The sequence below is a fragment of the Humitalea rosea genome (assembly GCF_003253705.1).
Classification (GTDB): Bacteria; Pseudomonadota; Alphaproteobacteria; order Acetobacterales; family Acetobacteraceae; genus Humitalea; species Humitalea rosea.
Map to the genome: position 1 here is coordinate 1 of NZ_QKYU01000024.1, position 22,266 is coordinate 22,266.

Consider the following 22,266-nt stretch of genomic DNA (forward strand, 5'->3'; position numbering starts at 1 on the left):
GCGGGGGCGCGCAGCGCCCGCCTTGAACCGAACCGGGATCCCGGCAAGCATCAAAAGGCAGAACGACCATTGACCAGCAAGACAGTCGCTTAGCCGTTTCCCTCCAGGGCCACGGCAGCGACCGGGCCGGTGGCGCGGTCCCAGAAGGCGGCCGCCATCTCATCCATGTCCATCAGGCGCTCGACGGCCTCGGGGGAGAGCGGCAGCGGCTTGCCGGCTGCGTCGCCAATGCCCTCCCAGGCGGTGACGGCGTGGCGGGCGAGCGCCTTGACCAGGAAGGCGAATGCCAGGCCGCGCGCCATGTCGGGGTCGAGGTCGGTTTCCCCGGCCCGCAGTGCGCCGAGGCGGCGCGCGGATCCGGCCTGGGCGGCGGCCATGACGGCAGTGGTGACGGGGCGGATTTCCACGCGGACGCCGCGGGGAAGGTCGAGCCAGTACGGCTCGGTCGGGAGGTCGAGGGTGAGCATTGGGGGTCTCCATTTCGATGGTTCTTGGTGCCGATGCGGTCAGCCAGAAGCGGCAGTTGCAATCGCTTCAAGGCCGAGGCCTGCCATCGGCGCGGCGCTGCGTGATGGTCAGCAGCGCAGCACGAAGGCAAGAAATCCGGCTTTCGAGCCATTTCGGAATGTCGGCTCACGCTGAGGTTCGCTTGAAGAGTGGCGCGGAGACGACGGGCTATTCTTCGGGCAGGAACGTGCCAGGCGATCCACAGTCACGTCCTTGTCCGTGATCGACATGGCGTAACCGCCCATCTATTCAGAAGAAAACCATCTGTCTGATCACGAGGTACGCTGTGGCCAACGATTCCGAGGCCGCCAAATCGAGCGGCGCGAAAAATTTTGTTGAGGACGTCGCAGTCGTCGACGAGCGTCAACTTGTCCGTATTGAGGCCGTCCATCGCGGCTTTCTTTATCAGCACATCTATGGAGCGATCTGCCTTCTTCTGGCCGGGGCAAACGGCGTCGACCGGGTCATCGTGGAGCGCGATGAGGATGTGGAGATCGTGCTCCCGCATCGGCGGGTCTACATCCAGATCAAGACGCGGATCGGCAGTCTGAGCTTTGGAGATATCGAAGGCGCCCTTCAGCGCTTCGATGAGATCAGGCGCGAGCATGGCAAGGGCGCGCGAGATGGCGACGCGGGCTTCTTGATCGTATCTAACGCGGCGCCGTCGGGGCCGCTTCTGAAGAAGTTCGCCTCTGACGACTGGCCGAAGGACGTTCAGTTGCACTGGCCCGACGGTCCGGCACCAACGGACTCGTTCCTACCCGTGCCTCCGAAAAGTATCGGCGACGCAATCAGCACCTGCTCCACGCTCGCGGGCAAGTTGCCCTTCGCCTTGTTGAAGCCGGAGACGCTCACGTGGAAGCTCGCAAGCATCGTGATGTTCGCGTCGGCGGGAAGTCCGCCACGGCAGGATCATAGCTTCTCCCGCGAGGAGTTGACGGCGCTCTTCGAACAACTGGTCGTCCAGATGCAGGAGCTGCCAGCTCCGCCGCCAGTATACAGGGCGCAGATCGATGAGCCGGCGCTGCTTGGTGACCAGTGCGTCCGCATCGTCTCGGGCCTGTCGGGTGCCGGAAAGACGGCTTGGGTCGCAGAGGCGGCCCTGCATGCCCCACTTCCGGTAACGTACATCGACGTCGTCGACACGCCTGGACCGGCTCTCGCATCGGCTGTCACACGCGAGGTCGCCGCCAGAATATTCGGGCGGTCGGGCGGGAAGCTCGGTGAAATCCTGCTTCCTGGTGCCAGCGGCCTCGACACGCTCGGCGCGCTCAGCGTCAAGCTCGGTGAGGAGGGCGTCTATGTCCATGTTGTGATCGACAACGCGCACAGGGTCCCGGCATCCGACATCGAGGCGATCGTCGCCCGCGCGCCGCACCTCCGCTTCCTACTGCTCGCGCAGCCGGGTGCGGAGGTCATCGCTATGGAAGCAAGGCTGGCTGTCACGGCCGAGACATTGCATGGATGGGACGAGGATACGATCGCAGCAGCGCTGCACGACGCGGGATGCCAAGCCGATTTCGGCGACTGCCAGCGCCTGTCGCGCCTGACGGGTGGCTTGCCGTTCTACGTCCTCAACGCCGCCACGGTCGCTGCCCGGGAATACGGTGGATCGGTCCGAGCCTTCTGTGCGGATGTGGAGGCGCAGACCCACGTCGTGGAGACCGCACAGGAGATCATCCTGAAGCGCGCATTCGAGGGACTATCGGCGGAGGCCCGCGAGACGATCGCGATCCTGAGCTTGGCCGACGTCGCGCTTTCGCGGGACGAGGCCATGAAGCTTCTTCAAGGCGCTTCCGACATCGATGCCCGCGCGGGTGCCGCAAGATTGCGAGCCCTGCCGGCGACGGGTGCGCTCGAGCTTTTCGGCAATTCCGCTCTCAAGGTCCACGACGCCGTGCGCATGCTCGGACTCGCGGATCTTGCAGGGCGGGGCGGCGCGGCCGAGAGCAAAGCGAAGGCCGCCCTTCGCGAGGTGATCATCGTCTCGATCCGCAAGGATTGGAGCATAGCAAAACTGGGTCTTCTCATCCGCCTCTTCGGGCAGCTGGGAGACGCGAGGATCCTCGTCGGGTTCGCGACAGACGAATTGTTCCACGAGATGGGTGTTTGGCCGGAGATCGAGCCATTCTTGGTCGACATCGCAGCGAGCGCGGAAGCGGATCCTGAAACGCGTCTCTGGGCGCTGGATGGGCTCGTGTTCAACGACCTCAGGGAAGGGGCGTTCGAACCCGCCCGCGGTCGCATCGACGAGATGCAGGTCCTGGTCGAGGCAAACGGACTCGGCGAGGACGAGTGGTTGGCCTGGGGCATGAAACGCATGCTCCTCCGGTCGATGCTGGGGGACGCGAAAGGCGTCAATGAGATGCTCGGGATGGTCGAGCGGCGCATTTCGGCGAAAGCCGAGCATATGCGTGTGTTCCGCTACAACCGGGCGCTCGCCCTCTTCAAGCTCGGTGACAACACCACTGCCGTCGCCGCGGCTTCCGAACTGATCGAGGAGTATTACGGGGAGCTCGGTATCACCCCCGGAGATGTGATGGGGCGCAGTGCCGGGGAGCTGCGCCGGCAACTGCCCACAGTTCGGGACATCACCAATACGCTGAAGCATCTGGCCGACACACTCGACCTGCTAGCGCAGGCTGCCGGCAGGATGAGCCAGCGCTCTGTGTTGGCACGCATCCATGCGATGAAGTTCTATGAGCTCGCCCACGCGTTCGACTCGCTGGTGCGGGTTGGTCTCGATCTGGTCGACGAGCTTGTCTGGGTGAACGACTTCATCGGCGCCCGGCAGGTTCTTGAGCGGAGCATCTTCCCGATCATGCAGGGAGTTGGGCTCGCTTCACGCGTCATAGAGACTCGGGCGCTCTATGCGGTGGTCCTCGCCTATTGCGGCGACCACCAGGCCGCAGCCGATGAAGTGGCGCGTCTGCGGCCGTTTGAGGAGGCGATGGCACCGGGGCATCGTGAGGCGTTTCAGAACCAGAAGCGGCTCATCGAGAATGTGCGGCGGTTCGGCGGGCCGCGCCAGCAGGAGGTCAATATTCCCGCATCCCTGCAGGCGCTATTCGATCAGCGTCGTGGCGCGCCGAGGGTCGTCGAGCCGCGTAGGAAGGTCGGGCGCAACGAGCGCTGCCCGTGTGGCTCGGGCAAGAAATACAAGCAGTGCCACGGACGGTGACCGTCGCCCCAATTCATCCCTGAGCCATCGTGGCGGTCAGAATGTCTGCTACTGCCCGTCTAACGATCATAAACCGTCGGTTGCCTGACGGCCAAATCATGTTGTCGCGTGTGAGCCTAAACGGCCTGTCTCCTCAAGCCGCATCCAGGAGTGGAGCGGACGTCCGCTTGACTCGCGTGCGATAGTCGATTCTCGACCAAAGCGAACTCAATTAGGGCGATGGACGTCACGCATACTCCGTCCCCGCCTGCTGGTTCCGCAGCACCGCCGTCATCATCCGCGTTGCCGTGGCGTTGAACGCGGCCCTGAAATCGAAGCTGGCCTCCACGCCCGCCGGCCCTTCGATCGGCGTCTTGGCCAGCGCCAGATAGACCTCGTGCAGCGTGATGGTGAGGCTGCGGTTGGCGTCGATCGTGAAGGCCAGGGCGAATTCCGCCGAGGTGCCAGCCTGCGCCTGGGCCAGCAGCGTGGTGTTCTCGAAGCGCACGGTGATCTGGCCGGTGCAGCGGGCGATGCCAGGATCCACGCCCTCGACGCGACGATCGGCACGGATGGTCCGCACCGCCTCCATGCCGTTGGCGTAGGTGAGCCGCGCCCCGGTGACCTGCGCCAGCGCGGAACCGCTCCGCGTGATGGAGCCCTGCGCTTTGTTGAAGGCGGTATAGGCCGCGCTGGTCGGCGTGCCGCCTGACGTGGCGCCCGTGCGCACCGACCCTTGGCCGAGCAGCCCGAAGGTGGCCGTCGCGGCACCGGTCGGCGTGAAGTCCATCTCCAGCGTGTCGGCGCGCACGCCCGTGCACACGTCGAAGGACGGCACGTCCGGATAGCCGATCTCCATGGCGTTGGAGGGCAGCGACGCCGCCCCGGATGCGAAGGTGTGGGTGAAGTTGGTCGTGCCCGTGGTGGTCGGCGCGCCAAACAGAAGCCGCAGCCAGTGGCCGATGTTGATCAGATCGATCGGCACCACGGCCTGCCCGGCGACCGTCACCGTGTCGAGGAAGGGCGCCGCGGGATCCCGGTTGCTGCCGACGCCGATCACGTCGGCATCGAGCAGCGGCTGCTCGGCGCCGAGATCGCAGGACAGGAAGGGCATGCGCCGCCAATTGCCGCCTGGCGCGGTGCCGTAGGTGGATTCGGGAAAGGTCAGCAGGCGGCAATTCGCGCCGATGGCACGGGGCATGGGCGTTCTCCTGGACGGGGATCAGGCCAGCGGCGAGCCGGCGACAGTGAACCAGAGGGTGACGGTCATGGCGGCAGCGCGAGCCGCGGCAGCACCCTCGAACTCGACATCCTCGAAGGACGCACTGCCGGGCTGCGCCCACTCGACGGCGCCGCCCAGCGTGCGATTGGCGGCGATCGCCGCGGAAACATCGACCAGCAGCGCGTCGAGCAGGGTGTTGCGTGCGGCCGGGGTGGCGCCGGCGACGGTGATCTCGACCTCGGCGCGATGCTCGACCTGCCAGGCCAGCGGGGAGAGGATCGGGGTCTCCTCCACCGTCTCACCGTCGCGGACGACCACCAGGCCACCGGCGGGGATGCGCTGCGGGATTGTCTCGCCGCGCAGCACCAGCGGTGCCGGGTTCCTGGCCGCCAGCGACGTGAGCAGCCGGCTGTGCAGCGCGGCGATGGCCGTCTCCCGCGCGCTCATGCGGCCCTCCCGCTCTCACGTTCCCAGGCCGCCACGAAGCGGCCCGGAAGGCGGCGCAGCCCACGCTCAGCCGCACCCCGCACGTCGAGCCGCTTGGCGAGCTTCACCTGCGGCAGGAGCAGGAACATCGGCACCATCCCCTGTTCCAGCAGGCCGCGCGCCCAGGCCTCGCGCCCCTTGCGGTTGCCGGTGCCGACCTCGGTGACGCCGCCCGCCACCAATCGCGTCCGACGCCGCCGCCCGGTCTGCTCGCCTTGGCGCAGCGGCAGACACCACACGAAGCCCCGGCCTGACTTGAAGGGGCGCAGGAAGGCCTGGCCGGAGGCGACCATCTGCGCCGGCGTCACCCGCATGCCCTTCTCACCGCGACCGCGCCGTCCTCGGGCCGCGTTGAAGCCGGTCGGGATGGCCAGGAACTTGCCGCCACCCTTCGCGCGGATCAGCGCGCCGCGCTCGAAGGCATCGATGACGTTCGGCACCTTGGTGAACACCAGCCCCGCCGGCCGCAGCGATTGCCCGGACCGCGGGAAGATCATCGACCGCCAGGCATTGGCGATGCCGCGCGCGTTGCCCGAGAAGGCGGTGGTGACCTGCCGGCGGAGCTCGGCCTTCACCTGCTCGGTCTCGGCGCGGATCGCGGTCATCGCGGCGCGCTCGCCCGCGCGCACCTCGTCCGCCAGCAGCTTCCGCAGGTCCCCGACGATGCTGGCGCCGAGCCGCATGGATCAGCGTCCGCCAAATTTGCGGCTGAGGATCCGCAGCAGCAGGTCGTGCAGAGCCGCATAGCCGAGCGTCCCCGCCAACCACGCCACCGCGAACAACCACCAGCCATCGAGCTCGAAGGCATGGGCGATCAGCCAGGCGCCGGTGCCGAGGCTGCCGCCGGCCAGCGCGTGCAGCAGATAGGCGCGGGTCAGCAGTGGCCGGTCGGTGGTCGAGAAACGCGCCATCGCCCCAAGCGCGCCGAGCGCGCCGGCGAGCAACGCCTCGCCGACGATGCCGCCGATGCGTTCGGGGTCGATCATGGCGGTGCTCCTATCGGCGGCAGAAGACGCGCCAGGCGATGCCGGCGGCGTCAGGCTCGGCGTGCTGGACGGTCAGGGTGTCGGCGCCGAGCGTGAAAGTGTCGCCCGCCTCGACGATGGGCAGCACGGCGATGGCCACCGTCAGGACATCGCTGGCCTGGATCACGCTGGTGCCGAAGGCGTCGCCCAGCCGATCCGGCGCCGAGCGGACCACGCGGAGCAGGACCGGAGCCCCGGACCCGCCCGCGCGGTAGGTCGCATCAGCGCCGATGTTCGGATCCGCGGCCAGCGCATCCATGGCCGCGGCGAAGGCGCTCACGCTGGCAGCCGCAGCCGCCAGGCGAGCACGCCGACCACCGCCGCCACGATGACCGCGATGGCAACAGCCGGCGCCAGCGCGCCCAGCGCCTGGATGGCTGGTGCCGCCTGCGCCACCGCGGTGGCGATGCCCGCTGCGCCCACGAGGACCGCACCACGCCCGGTGCCGGTGACGGCCGCCACCTCGCGCAGGGTCACCGGCGGCGCCGGCGGCACCCCTGCGAGCGTCAGCGCGCGGTCGATAACCGCGGTCGGATAGCTCAGCCCCGCGCATTCATGATGGATGATGGCCTCGACCAGCGGCCGGAGGTGATCGTGCCGATTCAGATCGATCGCATCATCCGGCCCGACGCCGATACGCCGCGCCACTACGGCAACATAGGCCGCGGTATCGTTCTCCACCTTGGGCGCCCAGCGCTCGATGATCGCGCGCGGCGTGCGCAGCTTGTGCCGGTCCTGATAGGTAACCAGCAGCGCCGCCAGCGCGCGGATGCCGAACTCGTGGCTCGTGAAGCGGCAGAAGCGCCCGTCCGAGGGTGGCTCGGCCAGGCCCTGCCACGCATTGGCGGGGACGTGCTCGATGTTCCCCGGGTTGCGGTTGCGATAGCCCCGCGTGGCCGTCGGATCGGCGCTCATGTGCCGGACGCTGGAACGCGCAGCAGCACGGCGCGCACGGTGGTGTCCGCAACCAGCGCCGCCACGGTGGCGAGGCCCACCTGGAAGTTGCCGGTGGCGGTGGTGGTGAGGCGGCGGTTCGTGTTGTCCCAGAAGAGGCGAGCACCGGCGGTGATCGCCAGCGCCGGCTCCTTGGTGATGTCGAAGACGCCTTTGGTCTGGCATTCGATGACGGCGTTCTGCACGCCATCGATGGCGGCCACGCCGAAGAGCGCGCCGACCAAAACACCCTGGCCGGAGGTGACGCCGCCCGCATAGGGGACTGCGAGCGCCAGGCTGTCGCCCGGCTGCACATAGTTGCGCATGGGGATGAGGTCTCCACAAACGCAGAAGCCGCCCGATGGGGCGGCCTCTGCATGGGTTCACGATGGAAGGGAGGAGCCGGGATCAGGTGCCCGGATTGAACCAGGCGCCGCGCCAGTCGATGGCGCCGACGCCGAAGTCGAAGATCACGCTGACCTCCACGCCGTCGACGCCCTGGACATTGCCGGTGGTGACCTGCGGCCCCTCGGCGCCATTGAGGTAGCCGTAGACGTAGACCGGCGCGGCCATCGGATCCGAGAAGAGGTACCAGCGGTTGGCCGGGATCAGCGGCTCGACCAGCGGCTGCACGAAGCCGGCGTAGACGTTCGCGTTGCTGGTCTGGGTCGCCTGGACGGACACCGTGAGCTGCCGCGCGGCAAGCTCCTGGTTCGGCCCGACCAGCAGGCGCATCTGCGCACCCACCGCGATCGGCAGGCCGTCGAGGGTCTTCTGACGCATCACCGCGGCACGGCCGAGCGCCAGGTTCGGCAGGTCGAGCGCGGTGCCCGCACCCGCCTTGTTGGCTCGCGCGGCCGCCGTCCCGAAGACCGCGGCCGCGCCGGTGGTGAGCGTGGGGCCGTCGCCACCCGCGCTATTCACCAGCGCATAGGCCGTCGCATTCTCGAAGTCGGCGACACGCCGGCCGATCATGGAGGCGAAGTCAGTGAAGGCGCCCAGATCGTCATTCACCAGCATCTGGCGCGTGACGCGGATGCGCCGGGCGAAGGTCTGCAGGAACACGAGCTCCTGGCTCTCCGACATGGTGCCGGCCTGGACCTCGCCATTCTCCGACAGCGGCAGCAGCGTCGGGAAGTCGCCGACCCGCAGATGGCGGTGCGGCTTGAAGTCCCGAAAATCGCGGCGGAGGAACAGCGTGCGGTAGGTGGGCGCTGCCGGCGCGTAGGCAGCCAGCAGCATCTTGTTGGCCGCGGCCGAGAGCAGCGCGGGGAAGTCGCTGGTGGTGTGGAAGGCGCGCTCGGCCAGGATGGTCGGGTTGCGCGGGACGTTCCGCTCGCCCCGGGCGCGGAGCAGTTCCCCGATCATGTCGGAGGGCCGCCAGCCCAGGAACTCTGTGTGGCGGCCGGTCGCCGGCGCCTGGTAGCCGGGCATCGTGCGGGCGGCGAGCGCCTCGGCCATGGCGTCGAGGAGCTGCGACGGGTCCTCGTTGGATGGGCCGGTGTCGGGGCGCGCCGGCAGGGAGGGACGCGCGGCGCCGCTGGTGAAGGCCTCCCACAGCCGACCGCGCAGCACCTCGGGAGAGACGCGGTCGCGGATGGCGCCCTCCCGCATGGTGTCGAGCATGTCGGCGGTCACCAGGCCGCGGGCGGCGGCCAGCACCGGCTCATAGCCGGCGATGCGCTCGACCGCGGCACGCTCCGCCTCAGCCCGGATGGCATCGAGGTCCGGCGCGGGCGGTGCGGCGCGGGTGGGTTCCGGCGGGGCGGTGGCGGTCACAGCGTTCTCCTGGTGCGGGGTGGTGGGCGGCGCAGGCGGCGCCGGCGCGGGATCCGGCAAAGCCGGCGTCGTCTCGGGCATGGGTGGTTCCTCGGGGATGGTCAGGGCGGGTTCGATGGCGGTGGCGGGGGCGCCCTGGTCCCCCTCGCCACGCACGACGGCAGCCGCGTCCACCGGGACGGGCACGATCGAGATCTCGTAGGGCTCCCAATCCACGGCGCGGTGGATGGTCTGGCCGGTGGCGGCATCGGGCCGGGGCTCGTAGCGATGGACGCGGTAGCCAACGCTCACCGACTGCAGCGTGCCGTCGGCGACCCGCTGCCAGACCGGCTCCACGTCGTCGGCGCCGCTGAATTGCAGCGTGGCGTAGCCGCGGCCGGCGTCGAGCCGGGCGGCGGTGACGCGGCCCAGCACGTCGCGCGTGCCGGCACGGCGATGCGTGTCCAGCACCGGCGCGCGGCCGGAGCGGAGCGCGTCCATGCGCACCGCTGAGGGCGCCATGTCGAGCTCTTCGAGGATTGGCCCATAGGGCGGCACGAAGTTGCGGGCGCGCGCGCCGGTGCTCCACACCACCTCGACGGTGCGAGCTGCGCGATTGACGCTGACCGGTGCGGCCAGGGCGCGGCACGCCACGATCGACTGCCCAGCGGTGGGAAGTCGATCGGGCGCGGAGGATACCCCGCCCGGTTCGATTGGTTCGGTCATGAGATGTGCTCCTGGCGTGGCGCCGCTACGGCGCGGCGAAGCCCTGCGCGTTGACGTAGACCTGCGCGCCGGTGGTGATGCAGGCGACGTTCATCGCCGTGGCCGCGGTGCCGCGCAGCGGCGTCGGGAAGGTGATCTCGACCGGCGCCGGCATCGCCGCCGCCAGCAACTGCCGCCAGATCACCGTCGCGCCGTCCTTGATCACCACTTCGGTCGCGATCGTCGCGTGCGCATTGCGGATGTCGATCGAGGTCACGTAGTTCCGGATGCCAGCAGCGGCGGCCGCCCTGAGCACCACGTCGGTGGTGTTGATGATCCCGCCCGCGGCGGCGGCGTATTGCCAGTCCGCCTCTGGGATGGCGTAGGGCTTGGTGACCAGCGCGCCGATCAGCGTCGCGAGAAGGTCCACGCCGCGCGCCGTGGTGACGGCGACCGGGTTGGCCGAGTAGCCCGTCGCCGCCAGCACCGGTACCGCGCCGCTGGTGTTGCGGGCCTGGCCACCCACCGGGGTGACGCTCGGCGGGATGGTGCTGAGCACGTTCACGCCCAGCCCCTGGCCAGCAACGGACTGGCCGCGACCCGCCGTGATCTCGGTGGTGAGCTCGGCGTAGTCCGCGATGGTGACGAACTGGACCTTGATGTCGGTGTTCGAGACCGGCGCGAGGTTGCGCGAGATCGAGGCCCAGCCAGTGTTGAGATAAGCGCCGGTGAAGGTCGACCCCACCAGGTCAAAGCTGTTCGCGTCGATGACCGTGATCGTGAATGTCCCGTTCGCCCCCGGCACGCCCGAGACATCGGCGACCGTCACCACATCGTTCGTGGCAAAGCCATGCGCCGCGCGGGTGATGCGCACCGCGCCGGAGCCGTTGTTCGCCACCGCGGAGATACCGCTGATGAACTGGCGGTTCCGCACGCGGATCCGGAAGCGATAGAGCGCATTGGGCTCCGGAATCTGCTGGTGGCGGACATAGGAGTTGGAACGCGCTGCGGTGGTGTCGAGCAGGCGGCCGTGGAAGTAGCATTCGTCGTTGGTCGGCTCGAGCTCCAGCACCGACCAGCCCGCGGGCGCGGTGGTGGGAATGGTGCTGCCGGAGGTGCTGCCGAGGCGCGGCGCGCCCTCGCTCTGGACTTCGTAGTTCGCGAGCGTGGCGCTGGCGCCATCCAGCCGCCAGGCCGCCACGCTGCGGCCGTCCGGCTGGGCGGTGGTGGGATCGATGCTGACCAGCTCGAGCCAGACCGACTGACCGACGATGCGCTGACTCATGTTCACCGCCACCATGACCCGGAGCGGGATGGTGAAGGTGGTGCGGCTGGTGAGCGTCAACTCGTCATCGAGCGTGGTGCCGGTGGAGATGGTGACCGCGCCATCCGCCACGGTGTGGGTGATGCCGCCGCCGGTGGCCCCGATCTCCCACCGCGCCGGGTTGATCTCGGTGCCGTTGAAGCTGTCGCGGAACTTCTTCTGCATGCTCTTGATCTTGAGCATGTCGTCGGTCCAGTCGTAGGCGCCTGCGATCATTGGGATGCTCCTGGATTGGGGGCAGCGCCCGCATCCGCACGCGGCGAAGCAGCGCCGGTGGCTGCAATCTCGATGGCAGCGAGCTGAGCTGCGTCCTGCGCGGCACCGGACTTCGCGACGCGGCGCGGATCGCTGTCGAGCGAGAGGCCCGCCTCGTCGAGCAGGGCATTCGCCTCGCGGATCATCTCGACGACCTGGCGGAAGTCGTAGCCGAAGGCGCCGACCGCCTCGGGCTGCGGCACGAAGCCGGCGCGGACCTGGGCGATGAGCGCGGTGGTGTCCTTGAGCGGGTCGATCATCTCGTGGGCCGGCGGGACGTGCGACAGACCGTCGGGCACCTCTGCGCCCCACAGCCCAAGCAGCGCACCCTGGGCGTGGAAACGATCGGCGACGGGCCGCACCAGCATCGGGATCAGCATTCCGTACTGCACCTGCTCGCAGAGGCGCCGGAACTCGATCTTGCCGGCACGGAGCGAGGAGTAGTTCGCCTGGGTGAGATCGCCCGCGACCTGGTCGTAGGTCAGGCCCGTGCCCACCGCAGAGGCTTCCAGCGCGCGGCGGGCAAAGGCCGCGTGGCTCCCACCACCACTCGGATTCACCACCTCCACGGATCCCATGCCGCGCCGGTACAGGATCATCCCTGGCTCGAAGCTTTCCACCGTGCGGCCCTGGGCATCGCGCAGCAGGCCCGATGCGGCGCCGGTCATGGCGTCATCGCCATCCTCGGACACAACCGCGGCCAGGCAGGCCTCGATCTTGGCCTTCATCAGGAGCGCAGCCTCGTAATCGCCGAGATCCCGGAGGCGAGTCAGCACCGGCGCCAGCCACGAGACATCGCGCAGCTGGCCCGGCCGGCGCTTGCGGTAGATATGCAGCACGTCGCGGGCCGGGACGCGCTGGCTGCTCAGCCAAGTGGCGCCGCCCGGCAGAACCCAGGATGCGCCGGGATGCACGCGGTGCAGCCAATAGCCCACCGGCTCGCCCGCCTCGCCCAGGCCGATGCCCTGCAGGGTGGGGACGCCGTCGATGACGCCCTGCCGTGCCGCATCGAGGTGGTCGCTTTCCAGCACCTGCAGCCGCAGGCCGATTGGGTTCGCCGTCGTGATGTCGGCCGGCAGCAGGCGGACGAAGCATTCGCCGCTTTCCACCACGGCCCGCATCACCAGCGCCTGGAGGCCATAGAGGTCGAGCCTTCCCTCGGCGTCGCAGGCCGTGCTGTCGGACCAGCGGCGCCAGGCCTCGGCGTGGGGCTTGTCCGGCCAGCGGGTGGTGATGCCGGCCCCCACCGCGTTCCCGGTCCAGAGATCGACGATGCGGGCGGCGTAGGGGTCGTTGCGGACTGCATCGCGGGCGCGGCGCGCCACCGTGGGCGCCGCGGCGCCAACCTCGGCCGTGGCACTGCTGCCGGAGGCCGCCCAGTTCGAGGCGCGGCTGTCGTGGGCGGCGGCATAGCCACGCAGGGCGTCCCAGGCATCGCGGAGACGCCCCATCACTTGCTGCCCTCGCGGGAGAAGCTGGCGAAGGTGACGCTGGGGCGGCGCGCAGCGGTGTTCTCGGCAGCATGCAGGACGGAGAGCGCACGGCCGAGCTCGTCGAGCGAGCGGTATTCCACGGTGCGGCCGTCGAAGGTCACGCGCGTCGTGCCGCCGGTGAAGGCGGCGGCCAGCACGGCGGCGCGGGTGCCGGCAGGCTGCGCCAGCGCCCAGGCGAGGACGGTCGGGTCCATGATGGTCCTCCTCTCAGCGAAGCCAGCCATTGCGCGGTGCGAGCCAACCACGCGGGCGCTGGGTGTCGGGCGCAGGCGCCGATCCGACCTGCGGCGCCGGCGATGCGTCTGCGACATTCCCAGCGGCGGGAATGTCGCTCGGCCGGAGGGGAGCGTCCGCCGCCTCATCCCTCAGCCGTGCCCAGAATTGCTCGCCATACCGATCGGCGCCGAGCAGCCAGAGCGCGGCGCGCGCCAGCACCGCGCAGTCCAGCGCCTCGTTCCGTTCCCGCAGCTTGGCCCATTCCTGACGGGCGAAGCCGCGGCGGTCCTTCGTCGTGCGCAGCTGCCCGGCGACCAGCTGCTTGACCCATTCGACGTCGATCGCGCGCGGCAGATGCACCCAACCGGGTGGAAGCTCCTCCGCGTCGCCGCGGCCGAGCCAGAGGCGGCGATAGAGATCGGCCTTCCAGGTCGAGACGGACACGGTCCAGAGTTTCAGGCCACGGCGCAGCTTCTGACCGTTCACCAGCGCATCCACTGACGTCGGGCCCTGGACGGGCTGCGCCCGGTTCCAGCCGTCGATGCCCTTGGTCGGCGCGATGCGGGGATCCCGCAGGCGGCGCAGATGGCCATAGACGGCGGCGGTGTCGCGGCCGCCGGTGTCGACACAGAGTCGGGCAATGCGCATGGCGCCACCGCCCTGGCGTGGCCAGTCGCGCGCCAGCACCCGGGCCAGTTCGTCCCAAGGTTCCCGATCGCGCGGGCTGCCGGTGATGACGACGTGATCGACCAGCCACGAGGAAAAGCCCTCTGCCCAGCCCCAGACGTCGCATTCCAGGCGATCATCCTGCACGTCGACGCCGGCGGTGAGCACGAGGGCGCCGGGCGGGACCGCGCCCATCGGAAAGTCCTCGCGGCGCTCGACCAGGCGCTCCCAATCCGGCGCCTCGCCCTGCTCCTGCCAGGTCTCGCCCAGCACGGTGTTCTTGAAGGTCTTGATGTCCTCGGGCTTGCCCTGGGCCGCCTCCCAATCGCGGGCGATCTGCTCCCAAGAGAGCCACCCCACCGGTGAGTAGAGCGCCGAGATGTGGAAGCCGATGGTGTGCGGATCCTGGCCCTCCGCCGTCGCGCGCCACTCGCCACTGCCGAGCATGGCGGTCTTGTCGTGCTCCTGCATCGGGTGGTCGCAGGCCGAGCAGTGGTACCGCGCCGTCTCCGGCGCGCCCTTCTCCCAGAGCAGCCGCTCGAAGCGCATCCACTGCATCTCCCCGCATTCCGGGCACGGCACGAAGAAACGCCGCTGGTCGGAGGCGAGATACTCCCGCTCGATGCGGCTGCGGCCGGCGATGGTGGGCGTGGAAACCAGGAAGGCCTTGCGCCGCCAGCCGAAGGTGCGGGCGCGGGCCTCGGCCAGAGCAATCGGATCACCCTCGCCCGCGACATCGCCGGGATAGGCGTCCACCTCGTCGAGAAACAGAAACCGCGCCGTCATCGAACGCAGCCCGACGGCGCTGTTCGCACCCGTCAGCACCAGGATGCCGCCAGGGAATTCTTTCGACAGCATGGTGTTGCCGCTGTCGCGCGCGCGGGCCGGCGCAACCCGCTCCCGCAGCGCGGGCGTCTCCTCCAGCAGCGGATCAATGCGCTGGCGCGAGAAGCGCTTGGCCAGTTCCACGGTCGGCTGCACCGCCAGGGCGGGCGCCGGCACATGGTGCATGATGTAGCCGAGCCAGTTGTTGCCGCTCTCCGTCGCGCCGACCTGCGCGCCCTTCATGAACACCACGCGGCGGGCGGGATGCACCGCCGACAGCGCATCCATTACGTCCTTGAGGTAGGGCGTGCGGCTGGTGCGCCAGGGGCCTGGTTCCGCTGAGGCGCGGCTGCCGAGCATGCGATGGCGCTCGGCCCATTCAGAGACGGTGAGCTGCGGCGGCGGGCGCAGCATGGCGCCAACGCGGCGGCGCACATGCTCACGGCTGCGAAGACCGCTCCCCTCCGAGGCCTGCTGGATCGAAGCGATCGGCCGCCTCCGTCAGCAGGTCGTTGATGTGGCTCTGCAGGATGGTCTGCAGCAGATGCGGATCGACGCTGATCTCGGCGGCGATCAGGCCCGACACGCGTGCAGGCCAGTTCAGCAGCGAGTCGCGCATGGTGCTGCCGATCTCGTCGAGCGCGGCGTTGGCTTCGGTGACATCGACCAGGCGACGCTTGGTCTCGTCGAGCGAAAGGCGCTGCGCCTCCACCTTCAGGGCAAGCTGCGCGACCTTCAGCCGGGCGAAGGGCGTGCCGTCGGCGCCGGCACCGCTGGCCAGGGGCGAGCGGTTGGGATCGGCGGTCTCGGTCAGGCGGCGGCGGGTCTTGTCGATGTCCCAGCTACCGTCGGGCTCGCGGGCGATGCGACCCGCGCGCTCGGCCTTGTGGATGGCGGTGTCGCTGACGCCGAGGCGACGGGCGGCCTCGCGCGTGGAGGCGGTCAGTTCCGGCATGGCGGCGACCTCCCGCCGCACGTGATGGTCATCACGAGCAAGGGCCCGCTACCTGCCGGCGGCGGGCCCTCGACGTGTCCGGCTCCGTGGTCAGGCCGGCAGGTGGTAAATGGTGAAGGAGCCCTTCGCGCCCGTCTTGTTCGGGCCGACCATCCGCTCGCGCGACTTCACCTCGACCGCGTGGCCCTTCTTCTTCAGCCCGGCGAAGAAGCCGCGGACGGTGTGCTGCGCCCAGCCCGTCGCTTCGGCGATCTGCGCGACCGTGGCACCCTCGGGGCGGCGCAGCATGGCGATCACCTGCTCCTGCTTCGTGCCCTCCCGCGGCTTGCGTGGCGCTCCGGCCTCGCGCGCGGCGCGGGCCGGCTTACCAGCGAGCAGGGTGCGCAGCGCCTCCATCGGGGCATCGAGCGCGGCGATCATGTCCGTGGCGCGGTTGGCCTCGTCGTCCCAGGCGGCGAGGACCGCCGCGGCGGCGTCGCGCAGGCTGGTCCGCGGCGCGGCGGCGCGTGCCGCGAGGACCTGGTCGAGCAGGGCGATTTCCTCCGCCAGGGGCGCGCCATGGGCGGGTTCGGCTTCTTCCGCGGGGGTATCCCCCTCGGCGGCGTCGTCCGCGCCCGTGGGCGCCGTGTCGGGCACGCTGGCCTCGATGCCCGAGCAGTCGGGCTCGCCGGCCCCCACGTCGCCCTCGTTCGGGTCGATGCCGATGGCGCGCAGCCCCTCGTCGGTGATCCGCGCCACGATCCAGGTGCCGTCCTCGTCCTGCCGCCAGCCGAGCCCGACATGCTCCCGCGGCGCGTTGATCTCGGTGAGCAGGTTGTTCTTGATCAGGCTGCGGAACACCGCGTTGCGGGCCGCGGCCGGCAGGGTCTTCGGCGCGCGGGCGAGGCCCATCTCATGCTGCGCGGCGGCGCTGAGGATCGCGTGCTGGCTGTCGGAAAGCTTGGTCATCGTGGTGGTCTCCGGTTCCGGGTGCCGGACATCGGCCCCTACTGCCGGGAGCCCCGCCGGCCTCGCCGGTCGGGGCGGTGCGGGGGCAGCCCGCTTCAGCAGGCGTATTCGCCGCGGCGGAAATGCTGGTCCGCGATATCCTTCAGCTTCGCGGTGGCATCCGAAAGCCAGGCCGCTTCGCCCCAGAGCACCGTCTCGGGGTCCGCGCCGAAATGGTCCGCGCTGGCCTGGGTGAGTTCCGCGAGGAGGGCGTCGAATTCGGCCTTCTTCGCGAGGAAGGCGGCCAAGCTGCATTCCTGGTTGCGGGCGGCGCGGGCTTCGCGGTCGGACATCGTGGTCTCCGTCGTGGTGCAGGGCGGGGTGCTCTGCGTGTGACGGACCATTCGCGCTGTGGCGCGCACGAGCCAAGCAAGATGCAGCGGCGCGGAATTGCTAAGTTTCGGCGGTCTGGATCACATCATGATCGACGACGCCACGCGCCGCGGCGACATCGGCGAAGATGCGATCATCACCTTCCAGCACTGCGGCCTCGCCGGTGGTCTCCTGCCACCGCCGCACGATGACATCGGCATAGGCCGGATCGATCTCCAGCAGCACGGCACGCCGCCCCGTGCGTTCGGCGGCGATCATCGTGGTGCCTGAGCCGCCGAAGCAGTCCAGCACCGTGTCGCGCGGCTTGCTGCTGTTGCGGATGGCCCGCTCCACCAGCGACACCGGCTTCATGGTGGGATGCAGGTCGTTCCGCGCCGGCTTGTCGAAGTGCCAGACGTTCCCTTGGTCGCGAGCGCCGCACCAGTAGTGCTGCGCGCCGGCCTTCCATCCGTAGAGCATCGCCTCGAACTGCTGGTGGTAGTCGGCGCGGCCAAGGGCGAAGGTGTTCTTCGCCCAGATGATAGTGCTCGACCACTTGCCGCCCGCCTCCTGCCAGACGCGATGCAGCGTCGGCCATTCGGACGAGGACATGCAGACGTAGCAGGCGCCCTTCGTGACCGAGAGCAGGTTGGCCAGCGCGGGACGAAGGAACTCGGGAAAGCCGCCGCCGAGCGCGTCATTGGCGATGGTCATCTTCGCCGCGGTACCGCCCTCGTAGGCGACATTATAGGGCGGATCCACGAAGCCCATGTCGGCCAGGTGGCCGGCGCCGAGCGCGCGCTGTACGTCCGTCAGCTTCGTCGCGTCGCCGCACAGCAGGCGGTGCTCGCCGCAGCGCCACAGGTCGCCGGTGCGCGTGACGGGCTCCGCGGGCAGCGGCGGTGCGTCATCGGCATCATCGCCAAGGCCGGCATCGGCAGCCGCCAGCAACCGGTCGAGCTCCATGCCGGAGAAGCCGAGTACATCCAGGTCGACCACCGCCTCGTCGCGGATCCGCGCGATCTCAGCGGCCAGCAGCGCCTCGTCCCAGCCGGAGTTCAGGGCAATCTGGTTGTCGGCTAGGCGGAGCGCCCGCGCCTGCGCGGGGGAGAGATGGCCGAGCCGCAGCACCGGCACGGAGGCGAGCCCGAGCTGCTTCGCCGCCATGACGCGGCCGTGGCCGGCGATCAGCACGCCTTCGGCATCGACCAGAACCGGGTTCACGAAGCCGAACTCAGCGATGGACGCGGCGATCTGCGCCACCTGCGACGGCGAATGCGTGCGCGCGTTCTCGGCATAGGGGACCAGCGCTGCGACCGGCAGAGTCGAGACGACGAGATCAGGCTGCATTGCCGGTGACCTCCGTTCGCGCCGCGGCGACGGCATCGTAGTCGCGGCCATCGTCGGCCAGCGTAACCGGCAGATCGGGATGCAGCATCCGCCAGCGGGCGATCGCCAGGTCGACATAAGCGGGCGCCAGCTCGATCGCGCGCACGCGGCGTCCGGTGCGCTGACCTGCCAGGATGGTGGTGCCCGAGCCGTCGAAGGGCTCGAACACGACGTCGCCATCGTCCGTGTAGGTGCGCATGAGGAATTCCGGCAGCACGACCGGGAACACCGCGGGGTGCTCCGTCTCGATGCCCCGGCCCTTGTGGCGGGTCAGGCGCAGCACGTTGTCGGGGATCCGGAAGTCCTGCACCGGCAGGCCGGCATGCTGGTATTCCGAGATGGTCCCGTCGGCCGCGCGCAGGCCGCTGCCCTTGTTCGGCGTGCCGGCCCATTTGCAGGGGACGATCTTGTTCGCCTGCCGGGCCTGACGATTGAAGTGGAAGACCAACTCGAAGGCGGGTGCGAGGCGACCATTCCAATCGCCGGGCAAGCCGGGGCCCTGGTCCCAGGTGTAGAGCCCGAAGCGGCGCCAGCCGCGGGCGCGCATCCAGTCGAGCCAGCCCGACCAGTAGGGGATCCATTCGCTGTCGCGGTGGATCAGGCCGAGGTTCACCAGCACCTGGCCATCCGGTCGCATGGCCGCGTCGAGGTGCTGGAACACGCCGTGCATCAGGGCATCCCAATCCGTGACGCCGCCGGTGGTGTAGTCGCGCTGGTTTCCGTAGGGCGGCGACGTGAACAGCAGCGCGCAGCGGTCCTCGCCCATGACGCGCGCCACGCTGGCCGCGTCGGTGCTGTCGCCGCAGAGCAGCCGATGCTCGCCCAGCAGCCAGAGGTCGCCGGGCCGGGTTACGGCCTGGCGCGGCGGCTCCGGATCAGCATCGGCAGGATCCTCCGCCGGCGCATCCTCGGTGACCGCCGCGCCTGCCGCACCGCCCCCCTCGGCGGGATCCGCAGACAGAGCCTCGGGCGCGTCGCCGTCGGACACGGCATCTCCAGCCGCCGCGAGGATGTCCGCGAGCTCACCCGCCGAGAAGCCGAGCGCGCCGAGGTCGATGTCCTGCGCCGCCTGCACCGCGGCGAGCGCATCACGCAGCAGCGCCTGGTCCCAGGTCGCGTTCTCCGCGATGCGATTGTCGGCGAGGCGCAGCGCCTCCTTCTGCGCCGCGGACAGGTGCCGCAGCACGATCACCGGCACCTTGGCCATGCCGAGCGCGGACGCCGCCTCGAGGCGACCGTGGCCGGCGATCAGCACACCATCCTCATCCACCAGCAGCGGGTTGGTGAAGCCGAAGGCCAGCATGCTGGCCTTGATTTGTTGCAGCTGCTCGGCGCTGTGGACGCGGGCATTGCCGGCATGCGGGCGCAGCTCCGCCACCGGACGCAGCACAATCTTCGCCGCCATCCAGGGGAGCGTCATGGTGCCATCCGGTTTGCAGGGGGTTTGCGGGGCAACGGCGCGGCGCCGGTTTGCAGCTAACAATTTGAAGCCGCGGGGTAAGGCTGCAAACCGCAACCCATATTTTCGGCCTGGCGCTAGCGATGTTGCGCGCTTCCGCCCCCCGCATACAGCGGGGCCAGGAAGGAACCATCGGCTCGAGAGCCACTGTGGCTGATCAGCGGGCCGGTGGCTCGGGAGCCACTCGGCTGCGGTCGCAATTCAACGACTATCGAGACACTATCCCTTCTGGTTCCGGTGCCGCAATCCGGTTTCAGCGACGCCGAGACTGCGTGGTGGACAATGTCCATACAGAGTCGTAGAACCAGCCTCGGAGGCCACCATGCCAACACCTGCCAAGCGCATCACCACCCCGACCCGCCGCCCGGCGAAGGACCAGCCTGCCATCACCGTCGGCGCAATCAACATACGCGTCCGGCCCGAGGATCGTGCCCTGATCGACGAGGCCGCCGTGCTCTCGGGGAAGTCGCGTTCCGAGTTCATGCTGGAGGCTGCGCGCCGCGCTGCGACCGACGCCATTCTCGACCGCACGCTGTTCCGCACCCAGCCGGCTGCGTACGCCAAGTTCCAGGCGCTGCTCGACGCGCCGCCCAACCCGAACGGCCGGCTTCGCAAGCTGCTGGAGACCGCGCCACCGTGGGAGTGAGTGCCGACGGGCTGAGCGCCCCGGCGCCGCTCGAAGACAAGCACGACCTGGCGTTGTTCGATAGCGGCGAGGCCTCGCTTGACGACTGGCTGCGGCGGCGTGCACGGGCGAATCAGCTGGCCGGCGCGTCACGGACCTTCGTGGTGTGCCGCGCAGGCTTCGTGGTGGGGTTCTACTGCTTGGCGGCTGGGGCTGTGGCCGTGACCGCCGCTCCAGGGCGGGTGAAGCGCAACATGCCCGACCCGATCCCGATGGCGATGCTGGGCCGACTGGCTGTGGACCGCAGCCTGCATGGTCAGGGCATCGGGCGGGCGCTACTGCGGGATGCGGTCTTGCGCGTGCTGCAGGCCAGCGAAGTGCTGGCGGTGCGCGGGGTGTTGGTGCAGGCCCTGAACGCAGACGCTCAGCGCTTCTACCAGGCCTGCGGCTTCATACCGTCACCGATCGACCCGATGACGCTGATGGCCACGATGACGGACCTGAAGGCCGCTTTGGGCTGAGGCTTACGCGGCACGCTCCCGCGGTTGCAGGCCATAGTGGGCGGCCAGCACACCGAGCGCGGTGAGCAGGATGCCCTGCGCCTGGACGTGATGGACCGGACGGCCCGACCACCCCTGCCGCATCGCCCATTCCCGCAGGGAACACTCGAGGCCGAGCACGTGCCACAGGCAGCTTCCGCCGGCACTGTCCGCGCCACCGAAAAGCTCCAGGGCCGCGGCCAACCGACGCCGCGCCGCAGCCTGGCGTTCGCTCAGCAGATCGCCTCCGCCACCCTGGATACGCAGCAGCTGCGTCGTGCGCATGCCGTCCAACGCTGCGAGGCGGAAGGTCACACGGAACATTGCCCCGGCCTCGTGCATCTGCGGCGTGATGCTGCCATTGGCCAGCATCAGCCCAAGCGTATCGACGGCACGACGATGCGCAATGGGTGAGCCCGTGTCCGGATCCGCGTCGCGGACCGGCTCGGAGAAGCCGCCGTGTTGCAGACGCCACTTCGACGGCTTCGCCAAATCGTCGTGTTTCGGCTTCGACACCTTGGTCTTGCGCTTACCGGCCATGGTGGTTCTCCCCGTTGCGGCGCCCCCAGCGCCGGTTGGCTTCGTTGGTGATGGCCTGGCGGAGCCAGTCGTCAGTGATGTCGGCGACGGGCAGAGCGGCCACGCCGTGCCGATGCCAGGCAGCCGCACGCATGGCGTTCACCTCGCTGTCGTTGGTCGGGCTGCGCGTGCCGCGGTCGAGGCAGGACCGGGGCGGCAGCGGTGCGCCGTGCATGCTCATGCGCGAACTCCCGCTGCTCGCTGGAGAAAGCCCTTGGGTTTTGTCGTCCTCTGGCCTACATAGAGGCCGTGGAATTCGAGTGGGATGACGCCAAGAGCGACGCCTGCTTCGCCGAGCGCGGTTTCGACTTCGCCTATGCGGTGCAGGTGTTCCTCGACCCGGATCGGCTGGTCGAAGTCGACAACCGCTTCGATTACGGCGAGCAGCGCTATCGCGTGCTCGGCCAGATCGAGGGGCGGCTGTTCCTGGTGGTCTACACGCCGCGGAGCGACGCGTTCCGGATGATCTCGGCCCGCAAGGCCAACGCCAAGGAGGTGGCTCGCTATGGGTACAGTTCGCGTGACGCTTGACGCCGCCAAGCCGCTCAAGGGCCGGATTGACCCGCGGCGGGTCGATGCGACGACCGAGACCGACATCCAGCGCCACGCCGCCGAGGACGATGCAGCGTCGGCGCAGGACGCGGCGGCATACACGCGCCGGGTGCGTCGGCGGACGGGGCTGACGCAAGCCGCCTTTGCCGCGCGAATTGGCGTGCCATTGGACACCGTGCGGAACTGGGAGCAGGGCAAGCGCCTGCCGGCCGGACCGGCCAAGGCGCTGCTAAAGATCCTGGACCGCGCACCGGAGGCTGCGCTGTCGGCGCTGGCCTGACCTGGCGTGGTCCT

Annotated in this window: 25 protein-coding genes; 5 read left to right on the forward strand and 20 right to left on the reverse strand. The window is 69.5% G+C overall.

Annotated elements, in window-relative coordinates:
* Positions 1-89: 89 nt before the first annotated feature.
* Entirely contained in the window at positions 90-467 is a 378-nt protein-coding gene (locus C8P66_RS18240; protein ID WP_111399724.1) for a hypothetical protein, read from the reverse strand.
* A 326-nt stretch (positions 468-793) separates the two neighbouring features.
* Between C8P66_RS18240 and C8P66_RS24480 the strand changes: the two genes are divergently transcribed.
* Positions 794-3,688: an SEC-C metal-binding domain-containing protein gene (locus C8P66_RS24480; RefSeq protein ID WP_245903659.1), complete on the forward strand. Its 2,895-nt coding sequence runs from the start codon at positions 794-796 to the stop codon at positions 3,686-3,688.
* Between the two features lie 226 nt (positions 3,689-3,914).
* Here the strand turns inward: C8P66_RS24480 and C8P66_RS18250 are convergent, their stop codons facing one another.
* From C8P66_RS18250 to C8P66_RS18330, 17 genes are all read right to left on the reverse strand, one after another.
* Positions 3,915-4,868, reverse strand: coding sequence for a phage tail tube protein (locus tag C8P66_RS18250; RefSeq protein WP_111399725.1), 954 nt, complete (start codon positions 4,866-4,868; stop codon positions 3,915-3,917).
* A 21-nt stretch (positions 4,869-4,889) separates the two neighbouring features.
* Entirely contained in the window at positions 4,890-5,336 is a 447-nt protein-coding gene (locus C8P66_RS18255) for a hypothetical protein (protein ID WP_111399726.1), read from the reverse strand.
* Positions 5,333-6,058, reverse strand: a complete 726-nt coding sequence (locus C8P66_RS18260) for a DUF6441 family protein (protein WP_111399727.1) — start codon at positions 6,056-6,058, stop codon at positions 5,333-5,335. Before C8P66_RS18260 ends, C8P66_RS18255 begins: the two co-directional genes overlap by 4 nt.
* Positions 6,059-6,061: 3 nt before the next feature.
* Positions 6,062-6,361, reverse strand: a complete 300-nt coding sequence (locus C8P66_RS18265; protein ID WP_111399728.1) for a hypothetical protein — start codon at positions 6,359-6,361, stop codon at positions 6,062-6,064.
* Positions 6,362-6,371: 10 nt separating this feature from the next.
* A complete protein-coding gene (locus C8P66_RS18270) occupies positions 6,372-6,680 on the reverse strand; it encodes a head-tail joining protein (protein WP_111399729.1) in 309 nt (102 codons plus the stop codon).
* A complete protein-coding gene (locus C8P66_RS18275) occupies positions 6,677-7,315 on the reverse strand; it encodes a structural protein (RefSeq protein WP_111399730.1) in 639 nt (212 codons plus the stop codon). The genes C8P66_RS18270 and C8P66_RS18275 overlap by 4 nt, the downstream gene beginning before the upstream one ends.
* A complete protein-coding gene (locus C8P66_RS18280; protein ID WP_111399731.1) occupies positions 7,312-7,659 on the reverse strand; it encodes a DUF2190 family protein in 348 nt (115 codons plus the stop codon). Before C8P66_RS18280 ends, C8P66_RS18275 begins: the two co-directional genes overlap by 4 nt.
* Positions 7,660-7,741: 82 nt before the next feature.
* On the reverse strand, positions 7,742-9,817 hold the full coding sequence (locus tag C8P66_RS18285; RefSeq protein WP_111399732.1) for a prohead protease/major capsid protein fusion protein: 2,076 nt from the start codon (positions 9,815-9,817) through the stop codon (positions 7,742-7,744).
* Positions 9,818-9,842: 25 nt separating this feature from the next.
* Complete coding sequence (locus C8P66_RS18290) at positions 9,843-11,336, reverse strand: ubiquitin-activating E1 FCCH domain-containing protein (protein WP_111399733.1); 1,494 nt, start codon at positions 11,334-11,336, stop codon at positions 9,843-9,845.
* The gene (locus C8P66_RS18295; RefSeq protein WP_111399734.1) at positions 11,333-12,826 is read right to left on the reverse strand and encodes a phage portal protein; all 1,494 of its coding nucleotides are present in this window, start codon (positions 12,824-12,826) and stop codon (positions 11,333-11,335) included. Before C8P66_RS18295 ends, C8P66_RS18290 begins: the two co-directional genes overlap by 4 nt.
* Entirely contained in the window at positions 12,826-13,062 is a 237-nt protein-coding gene (locus tag C8P66_RS18300) for a phage head-tail joining protein (RefSeq protein ID WP_075822868.1), read from the reverse strand. Before C8P66_RS18300 ends, C8P66_RS18295 begins: the two co-directional genes overlap by 1 nt.
* A 13-nt stretch (positions 13,063-13,075) precedes the next feature.
* The gene (locus tag C8P66_RS18305; protein ID WP_111399735.1) at positions 13,076-14,989 is read right to left on the reverse strand and encodes a phage terminase large subunit family protein; all 1,914 of its coding nucleotides are present in this window, start codon (positions 14,987-14,989) and stop codon (positions 13,076-13,078) included.
* Positions 14,990-15,014: 25 nt separating this feature from the next.
* A complete protein-coding gene (locus C8P66_RS18310) occupies positions 15,015-15,530 on the reverse strand; it encodes a MerR family transcriptional regulator (protein ID WP_111399787.1) in 516 nt (171 codons plus the stop codon).
* A gap of 90 nt (positions 15,531-15,620) precedes the next feature.
* Positions 15,621-16,478: a DUF3489 domain-containing protein gene (locus C8P66_RS24485; protein WP_245903660.1), complete on the reverse strand. Its 858-nt coding sequence runs from the start codon at positions 16,476-16,478 to the stop codon at positions 15,621-15,623.
* 95 nt (positions 16,479-16,573) lie between these two features.
* Positions 16,574-16,810 (reverse strand): hypothetical protein, encoded by a 237-nt coding sequence (locus tag C8P66_RS18320; RefSeq protein ID WP_111399789.1) that lies wholly within the window; start codon positions 16,808-16,810, stop codon positions 16,574-16,576.
* 100 nt (positions 16,811-16,910) lie between these two features.
* Positions 16,911-18,179 carry a site-specific DNA-methyltransferase gene (locus C8P66_RS18325; RefSeq protein WP_111399736.1) on the reverse strand — a complete coding sequence of 423 codons (1,269 nt, stop codon included), beginning with the start codon at positions 18,177-18,179 and terminating at the stop codon, positions 16,911-16,913.
* Complete coding sequence (locus C8P66_RS18330) at positions 18,169-19,638, reverse strand: site-specific DNA-methyltransferase (RefSeq protein WP_111399737.1); 1,470 nt, start codon at positions 19,636-19,638, stop codon at positions 18,169-18,171. The genes C8P66_RS18325 and C8P66_RS18330 overlap by 11 nt, the downstream gene beginning before the upstream one ends.
* A 361-nt stretch (positions 19,639-19,999) precedes the next feature.
* Between C8P66_RS18330 and C8P66_RS18335 the strand changes: the two genes are divergently transcribed.
* On the forward strand, positions 20,000-20,323 hold the full coding sequence (locus C8P66_RS18335; RefSeq protein WP_111399738.1) for a type II toxin-antitoxin system TacA family antitoxin: 324 nt from the start codon (positions 20,000-20,002) through the stop codon (positions 20,321-20,323).
* Positions 20,320-20,823, forward strand: a complete 504-nt coding sequence (locus tag C8P66_RS18340; RefSeq protein WP_245903661.1) for a GNAT family N-acetyltransferase — start codon at positions 20,320-20,322, stop codon at positions 20,821-20,823. Before C8P66_RS18335 ends, C8P66_RS18340 begins: the two co-directional genes overlap by 4 nt.
* Before the next feature lie 3 nt (positions 20,824-20,826).
* Here C8P66_RS18340 and C8P66_RS18345 read toward each other — a convergent pair whose 3' ends face one another.
* Positions 20,827-21,381, reverse strand: a complete 555-nt coding sequence (locus C8P66_RS18345) for a DUF6456 domain-containing protein (protein WP_111399739.1) — start codon at positions 21,379-21,381, stop codon at positions 20,827-20,829.
* Positions 21,371-21,601, reverse strand: coding sequence for a hypothetical protein (locus C8P66_RS18350; protein WP_111399740.1), 231 nt, complete (start codon positions 21,599-21,601; stop codon positions 21,371-21,373). The genes C8P66_RS18345 and C8P66_RS18350 overlap by 11 nt, the downstream gene beginning before the upstream one ends.
* Before the next feature lie 68 nt (positions 21,602-21,669).
* Here C8P66_RS18350 and C8P66_RS18355 point away from each other — a divergent pair, with 68 nt between their 5' ends.
* Together C8P66_RS18355 and C8P66_RS18360 are read left to right on the forward strand one after the other, a co-directional pair.
* On the forward strand, positions 21,670-21,951 hold the full coding sequence (locus tag C8P66_RS18355) for a BrnT family toxin (RefSeq protein ID WP_111399741.1): 282 nt from the start codon (positions 21,670-21,672) through the stop codon (positions 21,949-21,951).
* Positions 21,941-22,252 (forward strand): helix-turn-helix domain-containing protein, encoded by a 312-nt coding sequence (locus tag C8P66_RS18360; protein WP_245903662.1) that lies wholly within the window; start codon positions 21,941-21,943, stop codon positions 22,250-22,252. Before C8P66_RS18355 ends, C8P66_RS18360 begins: the two co-directional genes overlap by 11 nt.
* Positions 22,253-22,266: the final 14 nt, after the last annotated feature.

Coding starts and splice junctions, on each gene's coding strand:
- C8P66_RS18290 (WP_111399733.1), bottom strand. CDS start 11,336: ATGATCGCAGGCGCCTACGACTGGACCGACGACATGCTCAAGATCAAG.
- C8P66_RS18305 (WP_111399735.1), bottom strand. CDS start 14,989: ATGCTGCGCCCGCCGCCGCAGCTCACCGTCTCTGAATGGGCCGAGCGC.
- C8P66_RS18285 (WP_111399732.1), bottom strand. CDS start 9,817: ATGACCGAACCAATCGAACCGGGCGGGGTATCCTCCGCGCCCGATCGA.
- C8P66_RS18275 (WP_111399730.1), bottom strand. CDS start 7,315: ATGAGCGCCGATCCGACGGCCACGCGGGGCTATCGCAACCGCAACCCG.
- C8P66_RS18255 (WP_111399726.1), bottom strand. CDS start 5,336: ATGAGCGCGCGGGAGACGGCCATCGCCGCGCTGCACAGCCGGCTGCTC.
- C8P66_RS18240 (WP_111399724.1), bottom strand. CDS start 467: ATGCTCACCCTCGACCTCCCGACCGAGCCGTACTGGCTCGACCTTCCC.
- C8P66_RS18330 (WP_111399737.1), bottom strand. CDS start 19,638: ATGACGCTCCCCTGGATGGCGGCGAAGATTGTGCTGCGTCCGGTGGCG.
- C8P66_RS18350 (WP_111399740.1), bottom strand. CDS start 21,601: ATGAGCATGCACGGCGCACCGCTGCCGCCCCGGTCCTGCCTCGACCGC.
- C8P66_RS18260 (WP_111399727.1), bottom strand. CDS start 6,058: ATGCGGCTCGGCGCCAGCATCGTCGGGGACCTGCGGAAGCTGCTGGCG.
- C8P66_RS18295 (WP_111399734.1), bottom strand. CDS start 12,826: ATGGGGCGTCTCCGCGATGCCTGGGACGCCCTGCGTGGCTATGCCGCC.
- C8P66_RS18325 (WP_111399736.1), bottom strand. CDS start 18,179: ATGCAGCCTGATCTCGTCGTCTCGACTCTGCCGGTCGCAGCGCTGGTC.
- C8P66_RS18280 (WP_111399731.1), bottom strand. CDS start 7,659: ATGCGCAACTATGTGCAGCCGGGCGACAGCCTGGCGCTCGCAGTCCCC.
- C8P66_RS24485 (WP_245903660.1), bottom strand. CDS start 16,478: ATGACCAAGCTTTCCGACAGCCAGCACGCGATCCTCAGCGCCGCCGCG.
- C8P66_RS18335 (WP_111399738.1), top strand. CDS start 20,000: ATGCCAACACCTGCCAAGCGCATCACCACCCCGACCCGCCGCCCGGCG.
- C8P66_RS18310 (WP_111399787.1), bottom strand. CDS start 15,530: ATGCCGGAACTGACCGCCTCCACGCGCGAGGCCGCCCGTCGCCTCGGC.
- C8P66_RS18250 (WP_111399725.1), bottom strand. CDS start 4,868: ATGCCCCGTGCCATCGGCGCGAATTGCCGCCTGCTGACCTTTCCCGAA.
- C8P66_RS18265 (WP_111399728.1), bottom strand. CDS start 6,361: ATGATCGACCCCGAACGCATCGGCGGCATCGTCGGCGAGGCGTTGCTC.
- C8P66_RS18300 (WP_075822868.1), bottom strand. CDS start 13,062: ATGGACCCGACCGTCCTCGCCTGGGCGCTGGCGCAGCCTGCCGGCACC.
- C8P66_RS18345 (WP_111399739.1), bottom strand. CDS start 21,381: ATGGCCGGTAAGCGCAAGACCAAGGTGTCGAAGCCGAAACACGACGAT.
- C8P66_RS18320 (WP_111399789.1), bottom strand. CDS start 16,810: ATGTCCGACCGCGAAGCCCGCGCCGCCCGCAACCAGGAATGCAGCTTG.